The sequence below is a fragment of the Streptomyces sp. MI02-7b genome (assembly GCF_033793585.1).
Taxonomy (GTDB): domain Bacteria; phylum Actinomycetota; class Actinomycetes; order Streptomycetales; family Streptomycetaceae; genus Actinacidiphila.
Genome location: NZ_JARAWX010000018.1, coordinates 80,388 through 95,227 on the forward strand (window position 1 = coordinate 80,388; position 14,840 = coordinate 95,227).

12 protein-coding genes are annotated in these 14,840 nt (G+C 73.3%); 5 read left to right on the forward strand and 7 right to left on the reverse strand.

The features are described from left to right. Nucleotides 1–140 precede the first annotated feature (140 nt). Nucleotides 141–524 carry a cold-shock protein gene (locus PV364_RS27195; RefSeq protein ID WP_319662974.1) on the forward strand — a complete coding sequence of 128 codons (384 nt, stop codon included), beginning with the start codon at nt 141–143 and terminating at the stop codon, nt 522–524. Nucleotides 525–569: 45 nt separating this feature from the next. On the opposite strand, the gene PV364_RS27200 is transcribed toward PV364_RS27195, so the two are convergent. The 4 genes from PV364_RS27200 to PV364_RS27215 form a co-directional block, all read right to left on the reverse strand. Further along, the gene (locus PV364_RS27200) at nt 570–1,430 is read right to left on the reverse strand and encodes a 1,4-dihydroxy-6-naphthoate synthase (RefSeq protein ID WP_319662975.1); all 861 of its coding nucleotides are present in this window, start codon (nt 1,428–1,430) and stop codon (nt 570–572) included. Then, nucleotides 1,423–2,127: a futalosine hydrolase gene (locus PV364_RS27205; protein WP_319662976.1), complete on the reverse strand. Its 705-nt coding sequence runs from the start codon at nt 2,125–2,127 to the stop codon at nt 1,423–1,425. The genes PV364_RS27200 and PV364_RS27205 overlap by 8 nt, the downstream gene beginning before the upstream one ends. Before the next feature lie 14 nt (nt 2,128–2,141). Further along, complete coding sequence (locus PV364_RS27210) at nt 2,142–2,612, reverse strand: hypothetical protein (RefSeq protein WP_319662977.1); 471 nt, start codon at nt 2,610–2,612, stop codon at nt 2,142–2,144. 135 nt (nt 2,613–2,747) lie between these two features. Next, the gene (locus PV364_RS27215; RefSeq protein WP_415924610.1) at nt 2,748–4,145 is read right to left on the reverse strand and encodes an MFS transporter; all 1,398 of its coding nucleotides are present in this window, start codon (nt 4,143–4,145) and stop codon (nt 2,748–2,750) included. A 212-nt stretch (nt 4,146–4,357) separates the two neighbouring features. Here PV364_RS27215 and PV364_RS27220 point away from each other — a divergent pair, with 212 nt between their 5' ends. The 3 genes from PV364_RS27220 (at nt 4,358) to PV364_RS27230 (ending at nt 10,083) form a co-directional block, all read left to right on the forward strand. Beyond that, the gene (locus PV364_RS27220; protein WP_319662978.1) at nt 4,358–5,260 is read left to right on the forward strand and encodes a DUF3027 domain-containing protein; all 903 of its coding nucleotides are present in this window, start codon (nt 4,358–4,360) and stop codon (nt 5,258–5,260) included. A 775-nt stretch (nt 5,261–6,035) separates the two neighbouring features. Further along, a complete protein-coding gene (locus tag PV364_RS27225; RefSeq protein ID WP_319663074.1) occupies nt 6,036–9,197 on the forward strand; it encodes a sacsin N-terminal ATP-binding-like domain-containing protein in 3,162 nt (1,053 codons plus the stop codon). A gap of 109 nt (nt 9,198–9,306) precedes the next feature. Then, nucleotides 9,307–10,083 (forward strand): calcium-binding protein, encoded by a 777-nt coding sequence (locus PV364_RS27230; RefSeq protein WP_319662979.1) that lies wholly within the window; start codon nt 9,307–9,309, stop codon nt 10,081–10,083. 31 nt (nt 10,084–10,114) lie between these two features. Here PV364_RS27230 and PV364_RS27235 read toward each other — a convergent pair whose 3' ends face one another. Continuing rightward, nucleotides 10,115–12,508, reverse strand: a complete 2,394-nt coding sequence (locus PV364_RS27235; protein WP_415924611.1) for an HAD-IC family P-type ATPase — start codon at nt 12,506–12,508, stop codon at nt 10,115–10,117. Nucleotides 12,509–12,602: 94 nt separating this feature from the next. Beyond that, nucleotides 12,603–12,953: a DUF2530 domain-containing protein gene (locus tag PV364_RS27240; protein WP_401973310.1), complete on the reverse strand. Its 351-nt coding sequence runs from the start codon at nt 12,951–12,953 to the stop codon at nt 12,603–12,605. A gap of 159 nt (nt 12,954–13,112) precedes the next feature. On the opposite strand from PV364_RS27240, the gene PV364_RS27245 reads away from it, so the two are divergent. After that, entirely contained in the window at nt 13,113–14,573 is a 1,461-nt protein-coding gene (locus tag PV364_RS27245; RefSeq protein WP_319662980.1) for an NCS2 family permease, read from the forward strand. Here PV364_RS27245 and PV364_RS27250 read toward each other — a convergent pair. Continuing rightward, entirely contained in the window at nt 14,543–14,752 is a 210-nt protein-coding gene (locus PV364_RS27250) for a ribbon-helix-helix protein, CopG family (protein WP_319662981.1), read from the reverse strand. The two genes, PV364_RS27245 and PV364_RS27250, sit on opposite strands and share 31 nt — an antisense overlap. Between the last annotated feature and the right edge of the window lie 88 nt (nt 14,753–14,840).

Consider the following 14,840-nt stretch of genomic DNA (forward strand, 5'->3'; position numbering starts at 1 on the left):
GACGACCACCGGGGAGAGAAGCCGACGGCGTCTTGTCACACGCCCCGGGGCCATTAGCCTTGGGGCAGCGGGTCTGCGAAGGGACCCGCTGTCTTGCTATCCAAGTGCTTTTTCCTTCTACAGCGAGGACGAGGTCGGACGTGCCTACCGGCAAGGTGAAGTGGTTCAACAGCGAGAAGGGCTTCGGCTTCCTCTCCCGCGACGACGGCGGTGACGTCTTCGTCCACTCCTCCGTGCTGCCGGACGGGGTCGCCGTGCTCAAGCCGGGCCAGCGCGTGGAGTTCGGGGTGGTCGCCGGACAGCGTGGCGACCAGGCCCTCTCGGTGGTCCTGCTCGACCCCGCGCCCTCCGTGGCCGCCGCCCAGCGCCGCAAGCCGGACGAACTGGCCCCGATCGTCCAGGACCTCACGACCCTGCTGGAGGACGTCGCCCGCTCGCTGCAGCGCGGCCGGTACCCGGACAAGGAGCACGGCCACAAGATCGCGTCCGTGCTGCGGGTCGTCGCCGACCAGCTCGACGTCTGACCGAACCGCCGGCCGCCCGGCTGACCGGGCGACCGGGAGCGGGCGTCAGAAGTCCAGCGCGCCGGGGCCGAGGGGCGGTACCAGTCCCTCGGCCGCCGCCCGGGTGAGCAGGCCGCGGATCGCCGCGTAGCCGTCCTCGCCGAGGGCCGAGGTGAACTCGTTGACGTACAGCCCGATGTGCTGGTCCGCCACCTTCGGGTCCATCTCCTGCGCGTGCTCCATGACGTAGGAGCGGGAGGCGTCCGGGTCGTCCCAGGCCATGTGCACGGAGGTGTGCACCGCGTCGGCGAGTGCGCGCAGCCGGTCCCCGCCCAGCGAGCGCTTGGCGATGATCGCGCCCAGCGGAATGGGCAGGCCGGTGGTCTGCTCCCAGTGCTCGCCCATGTCGGCGAGCTTGTGCAGGCCGTAGTTCTGATAGGTGAAGCGCGCCTCGTGGATGACCAGGCCCGCGTCCACCCGGCCGTCGCGCACCGCGGGCATGATCTCGTGGAACGGCAGGACGACGATCTCGCCCACGCCGCCCGGCACTTCGGCCGCCGCCCAGAGCCGGAAGAGCAGGTACGCCGTCGAGCGCTCGCTCGGCACCGCGACCGTGCGCCCGCTGAGGTCGGCGCCCTTGCCGGAGCCCTCCTCGGCGGTCAGCACCAGCGGGCCGCAGCCCCGGCCGAGCGCGCCGCCGCCGGGCAGCAGCGCGTACTCGTCGAGGACGTACGGCAGCACGGCGTAGGACACTTTGAGCACGTCGAGTTCGCCGCGCTCGGCCATGCCGTTGGTGACGTCGATGTCCGCGAACGTCACGTCCACGTCCGGCGCGTCGGGCACGAGGCCGTGCGCGAGGGCGTGGAAGACGAACGTGTCGTTGGGGCAGGGCGAGTAGGCGATGCGCAGCGCGGCGGGTTCACTCATGCGGGTCTCCAACGTCCAGCAGGTCCGGCTGCTTCCTGAGGAGCGTGAACGCCTCCGTGAGCGCGTCGAGCGCGTCGGGCACCCGCCAGGACGCGCGGTCGCGCGGCCCGACCGGATTGGCGACGGTGCGGATCTCCAGCACCGGCACCCGGTGCGCCGTGGCCGCCTCGGCGACCCCGAAGCCCTCCATGGCCTCGCCCACCGCGCCGGGGTGCCGCTTGATCAGCTCGGCGGCCCGCTCGGCGGAGCCGGTCACGGTGGAGACGGTCAGCAGCGGTCCGTACTCGGCGCCGAGCGCCTCCGCGACGCGCCGCGACAGTTCCGGCGGCGGCCGGTGCGCGGAGGTGCCGTAGCCCAGTTCCGCGACCGGGATGAAGCCCTCGGGTCCCTCGGCGCCGAGGTCGGCCGCCACGATCGCGTCGGCGACCAGGGTCGAACCGATCCGCGCGACGGGCTCGAACCCGCCGGCGATGCCGGCCGACACCACCAGGTCGTACGGGGCGCTGGCCAGCGCCGCGGCCGTGCCGGCGGCAGCGGCCGCCGGGCCCACGCCCGCGGCCAGCACCGTGGCCGTCGGGGTGCGCAGGGCCATCCGCCGGCCGGGCAGCGGGTGCTCGGAGGGACGGCTGCTGAGGGCGCGTACGACCGCGTCCCGTTCCGCCGCTACGGCGGTGACGACCAGAAGGCGGGGAGTCATCCGCGGCGCGCCGGTCAGTCCGCCATCTTCAGCTTGAACTGCCAGACGCCCAGATACTGCTGGGTACCGGCGGTCTCGATGACGTTCAGCGTGATCTGGTCGGCGGTCTGCCCGGTCTGGGCGTCCGAGAACAGCGTCTCCGCGTCGAAGGAGCGGTAGGTCACGTCCTTCAGCAGTCCGGACTTGCCGGAGGTGCCGCTCGCGACGATCCAGCCCTTCTCGCCGATCGCCGGGTCGACACCGACCCGCACCTTGTCCCCGGCGTGCACCGTGAGCGTCTTCTTCGGCGTGCCGTTCAGGCAGGCCAGGAAGACCTTCTCCGACAGCTTGTCACCATCGGCGTAACAGTCGGCGGTTGCCTCGGTGGTCACGGTATCGCCGCCGACGGTGACGGTCGCCAGGGGCGTCGGCTTCTCGCAGGCGGAAAGGGCGAGAAGCCCGAGGGACACGGCACCGAGGGCGGCGGCACGGCGGCGAATGCTCATGGGGGTGAGGCTACCGGGCGGCCGCGTCCGCGCTGCGCGGGGGTCGCCTCGTGTCCCCGCCACCTCGGGTTTTCGCCACCCGGCCGGCGCCCGGCCCGCCGCGGCACACGGCTGCCGCCGAAAACGCCGGGCCCTTTACACCGTCCGGGGGCGCGTCGCCCGGCCGCGCGAGGCGGAGACCAGGCCGCGGACCGAGAACGAGAAGCCGACGGCGACCAGGCAGGCGGCCACGGACATCCCGAGGGTGCCGTTGAGCGGCAGCACGATGCCGATGGCACCGCCGATCACCCACGCGAGCTGCAGCGCGGTCTCGGACCGGGCGAAGGCCGAGGTGCGCACCTCCTCGGGCACGTCGCGCTGGATCATCGCGTCCAGGGAGAGCTTGCTCAGCGCCTGGGCGACACCGGCGGCGGTCGCGACCAGCGCGATCGTCAGCAGCCCGTACCGGGCAGCCGCCACGCACGTCGCCGTCAGTGCGCCGACCAGCGCGAACATGATGATCCGCTCCGGGCCGCGGTCCCGCAGCCACGAGCCCAGCGCCGTGCCGAAGGCGTTGCCCACACCCGCGGAGACGGCGGCGACACCGAGCGAGACCGGGCCGGACAGGCCGCCGAGCGGGTGGTCGCGCAGCAGGAACGCGAGGAAGAGCGTCAGGAAGCCGGACAGCGCGCGCAGCGCCGCGTTCGCCTGCAGGGCGTGCAGCACGGGACCGCCGACGCTGCCCAGGCCGGGCCGCCGCCCCTTGCCCGGCCGCCTGCCCTCCTCGTCCAGGAAGGGCCCGCCGGCCGTGGCCGCCCCGCCCGCCGTGAGCTCCGCACGCGCCTCGCCCTTGGCGGAATCGACCTTGTGGGGGAGCGAGAAGGACAGCAGGGTGCCGCAGGCGAAGACCACGAAGGCCCCGTACAGCGGCGCGCCCGGCCCCAGCAGATGCAGCAGACCGCCGATCGGCGCGGCGGCGGCCGTGGCCAGCAGCCCGGCCAGCGTCACCCGCGAGTTCGCCTTCACCAGCGTCGTCCGGGCCGGCAGCAGACGCGGCACGACCGCGCTGCGCACCACCCCGTACGCCTTCGAGGCGACCAGCACCCCCAGCGCGGCCGGGTACAGCTCCAGCCCCGCCGTCGCCACCACGCTCGCCATCGTCCAGGCGAGGATCGCCCGTACGAGCATCGACACCGCCATCGCCGCGCGCCGCCCGTGCGGCACCCGGTCCAGCAGCGGGCCGATGACCGGCGCGAGGAGGGCGAACGGCGCCATCGTCACCAGCAGGTAGAGGGCGACCCGCCCGCGGGCCTCGCCCGTCGGCACCGAGAAAAAGATCGTGCTGGCGAGCGCGACCGTGATCAGCATGTCGCCCGCGCTGTTCACCGCGTGCAACTCGATCAGCTTCGCCAGGCCCGACTCGCCCGCGCCTCCGGCGTGTGTGTGGCGCCGGACACGGCGCACCACGGCGCCCGACGTACGCTGCGCGGCACGCGCGACAGCGGTCCCCGCCCTGCGGACCGGACCGGGGCCGGACGTCACTGTGCGTGCCACGCTGGCCAGTCTGCCCTACCGGGCGGCTTTCCGAACGGGGTGCGCACCGATAGCGTGCGATCGCGCAGAATGGAGTCAACAGGTGCGCCCGGGTTCGTTCGGGCCGGCAGCGTTGAAGCGGTCCTCGGGTCCGCTCCGCCACCGCCCGCCCGATGCTCGGCGGCGCACGCGTGAAACGGCGTAGGAGAGAATCGATTCTTGTGAGTGCTGCGATGCGAAGCCGTACCCCTGACCGCGTGTGCGCCGAAGCGGTCGACGTCGCCTTCGGGGCGGCCGTCGAGGCCTTCGGCCCCGAGGCGGTCGGCGAACACCTCGGAGCGGTGGCCGAGGGCGAGCGTGTCGTCACCCACCTCTTCGACTGCCGCGATGCGGGCTACCGGGGCTGGCGGTGGGCGGTCACCCTCACCCGCGCCTCCCGGGCCAAGGCCGTGACGCTCGACGAGACCGTGCTGCTGCCCGGCCCGGACGCCGTCCTCGCCCCCGAATGGGTGCCCTGGAGCGAGCGCCTGCGCCCCGGCGACCTCGGCCCCGGCGACCTCCTGCCCACCGACGCCGACGACCTGCGCCTCGAACCCGGCTTCTCCGGCGAGGACGTCCCGCCGCCGAACTCCCCCATCTCCGACGAGATGGCCGAGCTCGTCGAGGCCGAGGACGCCGAGGTCTCCGCCGGCCCGCCGGCGCTGCTGCCGATGGCGCCCACCGTCGGGACGATCGCCGCGGTCGCGGAGGAGATCGGCATGGGCCGCCCGCGCGTGCTCTCCCGCTACGGGCTGCACGTCGCCGCGGACCGCTGGGAGGACGAGTACGGCCCCAAGGCGCCCATGGCCCAGTCCGCCCCCGCCCAGTGCGTCTCCTGCGGCTTCCTCGTCCCCCTCGCGGGGTCCCTCCGGCAGGCCTTCGGTGTCTGCGCCAACGAGTTCGCGCCCGCCGACGGCCGCGTCGTCTCCCTCGGCTACGGGTGCGGTGCCCACTCCGAGGCCGCGGTCATGCCGAAGACGCCGAGGCCGGCGCCGCCCGTCCTCGACGAGACGGCGGTGGAGCCGTTGCCGCTGCACCCGGACCGGCAGGGGTCCGTCGAGGAGACGACCCCCCAGGAGGAGCTGGGCCACAGCTAGCCCGCTGCGCCGGCTGTCCGGGGAGGTTTCTTCCCCGCCCGCCCGCCCGTGTGCCCTGTGAAGTCTGGGCGCCCCGGCGCGCGTGCGGGGTGGGCCGGGTGCGGGGCCTCCGGGGCTGCACGTCCTGGACTGGGATATTTACGCAGAACATCCACCCTCCCCCAGCCTCCGGCCGGGGGTGCCCCCAACTCCCCCGCCCCCTCGGTTTCGTCATGCGCCTGATCCCCGGTGGGGGGTATGGGGCGGTCCGGGGTGACCCCGGTTGCCTGACTCCGCCCCGGCGGCCTGCCGCGCGAGCGCTGGCGCCGCGGTCCGCGCCGGTGGGGGATGAAGCGGTCCGGGGTGACCGTGGTTGCCTGACTCCGCCCCTTCGGCTTGCCGCGAGACAGCCGGCCCCCTCGGACCGCGCTGCGCCAACGGGCGGCCCCAGGCACGGTGCCGCCACTACCCCCCACCGGGGATCAGGCGCGATACGAAACGGAGGGGGCGGGGTCGTAGGGGTGGGCGTTCTGGACTGTGGAGCATATTTGGGTGCACAACCCGGGATGAGATGAGCAGGTGCCCGAGGCACCTAAATGTGCTGTCCAGAATGGCCAGCCCCGGAGGCCCCGCACCCGGCCCCCACCACACGCGCGCCGGGGTCACTGACTTCACGGGGCACACGGGAGGGTGGGCGGGCGGGGAAAGACGGGGGCGTGCGTGGCGGCCGAGCCACGGTAGCGTCGGGCTCACAGACGTATCCGTGAGGGGAAGAGGCGACGTGAGCGGGACCGCGATGGACCGGGGCGCAGATCCGTTCGGGACGGGCCGGCTGCGACGGGCCGTGCTGGACGCGTGGGCGGCGTCGCCCGCCCGGTTCCGTGAGGACGCGAACGCGGAGGAGGACCTCGCCCTCGGCGGCTACCGCGACCGCCTCGTCGTGGAGCTGGCCCAGAACGCCGCGGACGCCGCGATCCGCGCCGGCGTGCCGGGCCGCCTGCGGCTGACGCTGCGGGAGGGCGTGCTCGCCGCCGCCAACACCGGTGCCCATCTGGACGCCGCCGGCGTGGAGTCCCTGTCGACGCTGCGCGCCAGCGCCAAGCGCGAGCCGGGCGACGCCGCCGCGGTCGTCGGGCGTTTCGGCGTCGGCTTCTCCGCCGTGCTCGCGGTCTCCGACGAGCCCGCGATCCTCAGCCGCTCCGGCGGCGTGCGGTGGTCGCTGGCCGAGGCCCGTGACCTGGCGAACGAGACCGGCGGCCGTTCCCCGGGACTCACCGACGAGCTGCGCCGCCGTGACGGCCACGTGCCGGTGCTGCGGCTCCCGCTGCCCGCCGAGGGCACCGCGCCGGACGGCTACGACACCGTCGTGGTGCTGCCGCTGCGCGACGGCGCGGCCGCCGACCTGGCCGGCCGCCTGCTCGCCTCGATCGACGACGCGCTGCTGCTGACCCTCCCGGGCCTCGGCGAGGTCGTCGTGGAGACGTCGGAGGGCGTGCGCACGCTGACCCGCCGCACGGACGACGGCCTCACCGTGATCGACGACAGCGCGAACGGCACGACCCGCTGGCGCACCGTGACCGACGCCGGCGAGCTGGACCCGGCGCTGCTGGCCGACCGGCCGGTCGAGGAGCGGCTGCGCCCGGTGTGGTCGGTGACCTGGGCCGTGCCCGTGGGTGCCGAGGGGGAGCCGGAGCGCCCGCGCACCGCGCCGTTCGTCCACGCGCCGACGCCCACGGACGAGCCGCTGGGCCTGCCCGCGCTGCTGATCGCCTCGCTCCCGCTGGACCCGACCCGGCGGCACGCCGCGCCGGGCCCGCTGACCGCGTTCCTGGTGGGCCGGGCCGCCGAGGCGCTGGTGCGGCTGCTGGCCGACTGGCGACCGGTCGGTCCGGGCATCGTGGACCTCGTACCCGGCCCACTCGGCAAGGGCGAGCTGGACGCGGAGCTGCGCCGCCGGGTGCTGGAGCTGCTGCCGCGTACCGCGTTCCTGCCGCGCGCGGCGGACGTGCCGGCCGGCCCGGACGAGGAGGACAGCCTGCCGGCCGCGCTGCGCCCGGTGGAGGCCGAGGTCGTCGAGGGCGCGGGGGCGGAGACCGTCCGGGTGCTGGCCGAGGTCTTCCCGACGCTGCTGCCCCCCGGCCTGGAGCGCCGCCCCGAGCTGCGTGTGCTCGGCGTGGCGCGGCTGCCGCTGGGCGACGCCATCGACCGCCTCGCCGGCGTGGAGCGCCCCGCGCCCTGGTGGCGCAGGCTCTACGACTCGCTGGCCGGCACCGATCCGGACCGCCTCAGCGGTCTGCCGGTGCCGCTCGCGGACCGGCGTACGGTCGTCGGCCCGCGCCAAGTGCTGCTGCCGCTGCCCGAGATGGACAGCGTGTACGGGGACGGGGACCAGGCCGCGGCCGGCACCGCCCTGCCCGCGGCCTCCGAACTGGCCCGGCTGGGACTGAAGGTGGCCGACCCGGACGCCACGCACCCGCTGCTGGAGAAGCTCGGCGCCACGCCGGCGACCCCCCGCGCGGTCCTGACGACCCCCCAGGTGCGGGCCGCGGTGGCGGGTTCCCTGGAGGCCGACGAGGTCTGGGACGACAACGCCTTGGACCCCGAGGAGTTGGCCGAGGTCGTCCTCGGTCTCGTCCGCGCCGCGAACCTCGCCCCCGGGGACGAGCCGTGGCTCTCGGCGCTCGCCCTCACCGACGACGAGGGCGAACTCGCCCCCGCCGGCGAGCTCGTCCTGCCCGGCAGCGCCTTCGAACAGGTCATCCGCGAGGGTGAACTCGCCGCCGTGGACCAGGATCTGGCCTCCCGTTGGGGTGAACAGCCGCTGACCGCGGTCGGCGTGCTGGCCACCTTCGCCCTGGTCCGCGCCACCGACGTGGTGCTCGACCCGGACGAGCTGGAGCCCCGGGAGAGCGACTGGGCCGAGCCGGACGACGCCGGTCTGCTCGACGCGGTCGACGTGTGGTGCGAGGACGTCCTCGACCAGCTGCCGGACACCGACGTGCCGCCGGTCGCCACCGAGATCGTCGCCGTCCGCGACCTCGACCTCGTCGACGACGACGCCTGGCCGCAGGCGCTCGCCATGCTCTCCGTGCCGCCGCTGCGCGACGCGATCACCCAGCCGGTGCGGGTGCTGCTGCCCGACGGCACGACGGAGTCGGTGAGCCCGTACACCGCCTGGTGGCTGCGCGACCATCCCGTCCTGGACGGGCGGCGCCCGGTCGGCCTGCGTGCCGCGGGCAGCGACCCGCTGCTCGCCGGGCTGTACGACGAGGCCGAGGCCGGCGCCGTCGACGACCAGGTGCTGCGCGCCCTCGGTGTGCGCACCTCCGCCGCGGCCCTGCTCGACGAACCCGGCGGCGCCGCCGAGCTGCTCGCCCGGCTCGTCGACCCGCGCCGCACCGTCACCCCGGCCCAGCTGCACCGGCTCTATGCGGAGCTGGCCGCCCTCGACCCCGAGCAGGTGACGCTGCCCGACGACCTGCGCGCGGTCGTGGACAGCCGGTACCCGGAGATCGTCGAGGCCTCCGACGCCCTGGTGGCCGACGCTCCCGACCTGCTGCCGCTCGCCGCGGGCCGCCCGCTGCTGCCCGTGCCGCCGGTGCGTGCCGCCGCCCTCGCCGAACTGTTCCAGGTGCGCCGGCTCAGCGAGGCCTTCGCCGCCCCCGTCGTCTCCGAGGGCGAGCCCCACGACGTCGCCGAGGCGGTGCGCGAGCTGCTGCCCGGCGCGCCCCTGACGTACATCGAGCACGAGGAGCTCGTCGTCGAGGGCCCCGACGGCACCCGCGTCGCACTCGACTGGCGCTGGATCGACGGCACCCTGCACGCCGCCACCCTCGAAGGCGTCGCCGCCGGCCTGTCCTGGGCGGCCGGCGCCTGGCAGCGCCGCTTCGAGGTGGCCGCGCTGCTGGAGGACGAGTCCCGCACGGAGGAGCTGGCCCGCGACCGCTGGTTCGACTGAGTCCGGGGCCCCCCGGTTTCCGCGAGCCGAATCGGACGTGTATACGATGCGACCGCCATTCTCGGCGTTCACTCGGGGCCATGCCCCTCGTTCCACAATGTGGGGACACATGCGTATACGTACCGCCGCGGTCGTGCTCGGCACGGCTGCGGCTCTTTCCGTTCTGGCTGTTCCGGCGGCCAGCGCCGACACGGCCAAGGCGGCCACGATCGGCAAGGTCGTGATCAACGGTGGCAAGCCCATCGTGCTGGGCACGGCCAACAAGACCTTCACGGCCTCGCTCACGGCCAGCGACGACTCCGGGATCGCTCTCGCGGGTATCGCCTTCCTGCACAACGCCGCGGGCGACGAGCTCGAGACCACGGACGCCGACCCGGTGTGCAAGGCCGTGAACAGCACGACCTCGACCTGCACCGTGACCTTCAAGGTCAACGCCAAGCGCGACCTCGGCAGCAACGCCGCGGCCGGTACCTGGTACGCCTACGGCGTCGTGATCCCGAAGGACGCCGACCTCGACACGGGCGCGGGCGTCGTCAGCAAGGACAAGGCCGCCACCACCAAGGTGCTGCGTGCCACGAAGCTGACGGTCAACGCCGCGCCCGAGCCGGTCAAGAAGGGCAAGACCCTCACCGTCACCGGTTCGCTGACCCGTGCCGACTGGAAGACGGCGAAGTACACCGCCTTCGTCGGCCAGAAGGCCGTGCTCCAGTTCCGCAAGGCGGGCACGACGAAGTTCGTCAACGTCAAGACCGTCACGTCGAGCAAGACGGGCGCGCTGAAGACCACGGTCAAGGCGGCCAAGGACGGCTACTGGCGCTACGTCTACACCGGCAGCACCACCACCGTCGCGGTCTCGGCCGCCGCGGACTACGTCGACGTCAAGTGACGTCGGGGCGCCGGGTGTACCGGCGGGGGCCTCAGGCGTCCGCCCGGGACACCCGGCGCCACACCACTTCCAGCACCGCCGACGCCGCGACCGCCACGGCGACGGCGGTCCAGGGCCCCTGGGTGCCGACGAGGCGCAGGGCGAAGAAGTCCTGGAGCCAGGGGACGGCCAGGACGACGAGGAAGGCCGCGCCCATGGCGAGGACCAGCACGATCCGCCACCAGGTGTAGGGGCGGGCGACGATGGCCAGCACCCACATGGCGATGAGGAACAGGGTCAGCGTGGCCGCGCTGGTCTCGGCGTCGAGCGCGCCGGCCCCCTGGTAGTGGTGGCGGGCCAGCATGTACGTCACGAAGGTGGCGACGCCCGCGATCACCCCGGCGGGCAGCGAGTACCGCATCACCCGCCGTACGAACTGCGGTTTGGCCCGCTCCTTGTTGGGGGCCAGGGCCAGGAAGAAGGCGGGGACGCCGATGGTCAGGGTGGACAGCAGCGTCAGGTGCCGGGGCAGGAACGGGTACGGGGCGTGCCAGATGACCACCAGCAGGGCGAGCAGCACCGAGTAGACGGTCTTGGTGAGGAACAGCGTCGCGACCCGCGTGATGTTGCCGATGACGCGGCGGCCCTCGGCGACGACCGAGGGCAGGGTCGCGAAGCTGTTGTTCAGCAGCACGATCTGCGCGACGGCCCGGGTGGCCTCGGAGCCGGATCCCATGGCGACCCCGATGTCGGCGTCCTTGAGCGCGAGCACGTCGTTGACCCCGTCGCCGGTCATCGCGACGTTGTGGCCGCGCGACTGGAGCGCCGCCACCATGTCCCGCTTCTGCTGCGGCGTGACGCGCCCGAAGACCGTGCCGCGGTCCAGGACGGCCGCCATCTCGCCGCGGTCGGCCGGCAGCCCGCGGGCGTCCACCGGGGCCTGGGCGCCGGGCAGGCCCAGCTTGCCCGCGACCGCGCCGACCGAGACCGCGTTGTCGCCGGAGATGACCTTGGCCTGCACCTGCTGCTCGGCGAAGTAGCGCAGCGTGTCCCCCGCGTCGGGGCGCAGCCGCTGCTCCAGCACGACCAGCGCGGCCGGGGTGACGGAGGCCGTGACCGCTGAGTCGGCCAGCCCCTTGCGGGCGCGGGCGAGCAGCAGGACGCGCAGTCCCTGGGCGTTGAGGTCGTCGATCTCGGCGAGGGCGCGGTCGCCGCGGGGGAGCAGCACGTCGGGGGCGCCGAGCAGCCAGGTGCTGCTGTCGCCGTCCGGCCCGGTGAACGCGGCGCCGCTGAACTTGCGGGCGGAGGAGAACGGCAGCGCTTCCGTGACGTGCCAGCCGTCGCCCGGGGCGGGAAAGGCCTCGGCGACGGCGGCGAGCGTGGGGTTGGGCCGCGGGTCGGAGGCGCTGACCGCGCCGAGGACCTGCCGTACGTAGGGCTCGGGGAGGCCGTCGAGCATGCGCAGTCCGGAGACGTCCATGCCGCCCTCGGTGAGCGTGCCGGTCTTGTCGAGGCACACCACGTCGACGCGGGCGAGCCCTTCGATCGCGGGCAGTTCCTGCACCAGGCACTGCTTGCGGCCCAGCCGGACCACCCCGATCGCGAAGGCCACCGAGGTCAGCAGCACCAGCCCCTCGGGGACCATCGGCACGATGCCGCCGACCATGCGGCGGACGGCCTCGCGCCAGTCGTCGCCCTCCAGTACCAGCTGGCTGACGATGAGGCCGATCGCGGTCGGGACCATCATCCAGGTCACGTACTTGAGGATCTGGCTGATGCCGCTGCGCAGTTCGGAGTGGACGAGGGTGAAGCGGCTGGCCTCCTCGGCCAGTTGCGCGGCGTAGGCCTCCCGGCCGACCTTGGTGGCGGTGAACGCGCCGCCGCCGGCGACGACGAAGCTGCCGGACATCACGGGGTCGCCGGGGTGCTTGACCACCGGGTCGGCCTCACCGGTGAGCAGGGACTCGTCGATCTCCAGGTTCTCGGCCTCGGCGACCTCGCCGTCGACCACCACCTTGTCGCCGGGCCCGAGCTCCACCAGGTCGCCGAGGACGATCCCGGAGGTGGGGACGCGCGTCGCGACGCCGTCCCGGCGGACCACCGGTCTGGCCTCGCCGATGACGGCCAGGCCGTCCAGGGTCTTCTTGGCGCGCCACTCCTGGAAGATCCCGATGCCGGTGTTGGCGATGATCACGAAGCCGAAGAGCCCGTCCTGGAGCGGGCCGACCACCAGGATGATGAGGAAGAGCACGCCGATGATGGCGTTGAAGCGGGTGAAGATGTTCGACCGCACGATCTCGGCCAGCGAGCGCGAGGAGGTCACCGGGACGTCGTTGACCTCGCCCCGCGCCACCCGTTCCGCGACCTCGGCGCCCGTCAGCCCCCGCAGCGCCGGCGGCACGGCGCCCGCCGCGTCCCGCGCCTGAGTCCCCATGCGGTCCGTCATGAGTTCGACGGTACGTGTCGATCGTCACGGACGCGTCGCGAGCCCCGGCGTCTCCGGGATGTCCCGGGGTGGGCGTACGCCGCGGAGGCGGAGGTCAGGCGCGCTCGGCGTGCTCCGGCTCGCCCGTCTGCTCGGCGGCCCTGGACCGGGCGATCGCGTCCCGGCGGGCGCGGACGTACCAGAGGCCGATCAGGCCGAGGCCGCCGCCGGCCAGGCAGGTCCAGATGAGCCACGCGTGCCCGTGGTCGGCGTACCAGCCGTAGAAGGGCAGCTGCACGACGAAGAGCGCGAACCAGACGACGGTGCCGATGGTGACGGTCGCGACGTCGTTGGCCTCCAGCGGCGCCGGTGCCTCGCGCAACGGTGTCGCCGTGCCCTCGGTCGGCCGGGCCGTGCCGGTGGTGCCGGCCGTGTTGTCGGGGTTGCCGGGCTCGCTGCTGCTCATACCGCACAGCCTACTCATGCCCGCCAGGGGGTCTACGCGCGGAGATAGCGTTTGGTCCGTTCATATGTTCATACTGAATCCATCTGCGCATGGCGTGATTCGTTCGTAGGAACATCCAAGTAAGCGGCTTCACCCTCCTCCCCCCACGCAAGGACCCGCATGTCCCCGTCGACCACCGCGAAGGTCGTGTCCAGCTCCCCGCCCCCGCCCCCGGCGGCCGCCCACGGCGCGCTCGACCGGTACTTCCGCATCTCCGAGCGAGGGTCCTCGATCCCCCGCGAGATCCGCGGCGGACTGGCCACCTTCTTCGCGATGGCCTACATCATCGTCCTGAACCCGATCATCCTCAGTTCGGGCGTGGACAAGTACGGCCACCACCTCGACAACGGCCAGCTCGTCACGGCCACCGTGCTGACGGCCGCGTTCACCACGCTGCTGATGGGCGTCATCGGCAACGTGCCGATCGCGCTCGCGGCCGGCCTCGGCGTGAACACCATCGTCGCGCTGCAGCTCGCGCCCCGGATGAGCTGGCCGGACGCCATGGGCATGGTCGTCCTCGCGGGTCTGGCGATCATGGTGCTGGTCGCCACCGGTCTGCGCGAGCGGGTCATGAGCGCGGTCCCGCTGGGGCTGCGCAAGGCGATCGCCATCGGCATCGGCCTGTTCATCGTGCTGATCGGCCTGGTCGACTCCGGCTTCGTCTCCCGCATCCCGGACGCCGCGCACACCACCGTGCCGCTGCAGCTCGGCGGGAACGGGCACCTGCTCGGCTGGCCGGTGCTGATCTTCATCCTCGGCGTCCTGGTCACGCTGGCGCTGCTGGCCCGCAAGGTGCCCGGCGCGATCCTCATCAGCATCGTGGCGATGACCGTGCTCGCGCTGATCGTGGACGCGGTCGCGGACGTCAAGCCGGGCGCGTGGGGCCTGACCGTGCCGCACTGGCCCGGCAACCCCGTCTCGACCCCCGACTTCGGGCTGCTCGGCAAGGTGAGCCTGTTCGGCGGCTTCGGCGAGGTCGGCATCGTCACCGGCCTGCTCTTCGTCTTCACCGTGCTGCTGAGCTGCTTCTTCGACGCGATGGGCACCATCCTCGGCGTGAGCGACGAGGCGCACCTGCTCGACGAGAAGGGCGACCTGCCCGGGATGAGCAAGGTGCTGATGGTCGACGGCATCGCGACCGCCGCCGGCGGTCTGACGTCCTGCTCGGCCAACACCTGCTACGCGGAATCCACGGCCGGCGCCGGCGAGGGCGCGCGCACCGGGCTCGCGTCGGTCGTCACCGGCCTGCTCTTCGTGGTGGCGCTGTTCCTCACCCCGCTGGCCACCATGGTCCCCGCCCAGGCCGCGACCCCCGCGCTGGTGGCGGTGGGCTTCCTGATCATGGCGGGCGGTGTCCGGGACATCGACTGGAGCGACGTCACGATCGCCGTCCCGGCGTTCCTGACGATGCTGCTGATGCCCTTCACCTACTCGATCACCAATGGCATCGGCATCGGCTTCATCACCTTCTGCCTGCTGCGGCTGGCGACGGGGCGCGGCCGTGAGGTGCCGGTGGCGCTGTACGTGGTGGCGGGCGTCTTCGTCTTCTACTACCTGATGCCGGCGCTGGGGCTGGCGTAGCCCTCCGCGTAGAACTGCTCGGTCTCGTCGACGGAGGCCTTGAGCCGCTCGTCGAAGTCGTCGCGGATGAGCGTCCGGACTATGTAGTCCTGGACGCTCATTCCGCGTTTCGCGGCGTGAGCCTGGAGACGGTCCAGCAGGTCCCCGTCTATGCGCATGCTGAGCACTCTCGAAGCCATGGGGTCAGGGTCCGCGTCGATCGGTCGTGCGTGCGTCGATTTCGGGTCGGAACTCACCCGGATGGGTGAGTTCGCTCACGAATGCGTT

Bases quoted from the DNA above. Each gene is read 5' to 3' on its own strand.
- PV364_RS27200 (WP_319662975.1), bottom strand. From the start codon at position 1,430: ATGAGTGAACCCGCCGCGCTGCGCATCGCCTACTCGCCCTGCCCCAAC.
- PV364_RS27205 (WP_319662976.1), bottom strand. From the start codon at position 2,127: ATGACTCCCCGCCTTCTGGTCGTCACCGCCGTAGCGGCGGAACGGGAC.
- PV364_RS27210 (WP_319662977.1), bottom strand. From the start codon at position 2,612: ATGAGCATTCGCCGCCGTGCCGCCGCCCTCGGTGCCGTGTCCCTCGGG.
- PV364_RS27220 (WP_319662978.1), top strand. From the start codon at position 4,358: ATGCGAAGCCGTACCCCTGACCGCGTGTGCGCCGAAGCGGTCGACGTC.
- PV364_RS27225 (WP_319663074.1), top strand. From the start codon at position 6,036: ATGGACCGGGGCGCAGATCCGTTCGGGACGGGCCGGCTGCGACGGGCC.
- PV364_RS27230 (WP_319662979.1), top strand. From the start codon at position 9,307: ATGCGTATACGTACCGCCGCGGTCGTGCTCGGCACGGCTGCGGCTCTT.
- PV364_RS27235 (WP_415924611.1), bottom strand. From the start codon at position 12,508: ATGACGGACCGCATGGGGACTCAGGCGCGGGACGCGGCGGGCGCCGTG.
- PV364_RS27240 (WP_401973310.1), bottom strand. From the start codon at position 12,953: ATGAGCAGCAGCGAGCCCGGCAACCCCGACAACACGGCCGGCACCACC.
- PV364_RS27245 (WP_319662980.1), top strand. From the start codon at position 13,113: ATGTCCCCGTCGACCACCGCGAAGGTCGTGTCCAGCTCCCCGCCCCCG.
- PV364_RS27250 (WP_319662981.1), bottom strand. From the start codon at position 14,752: ATGGCTTCGAGAGTGCTCAGCATGCGCATAGACGGGGACCTGCTGGAC.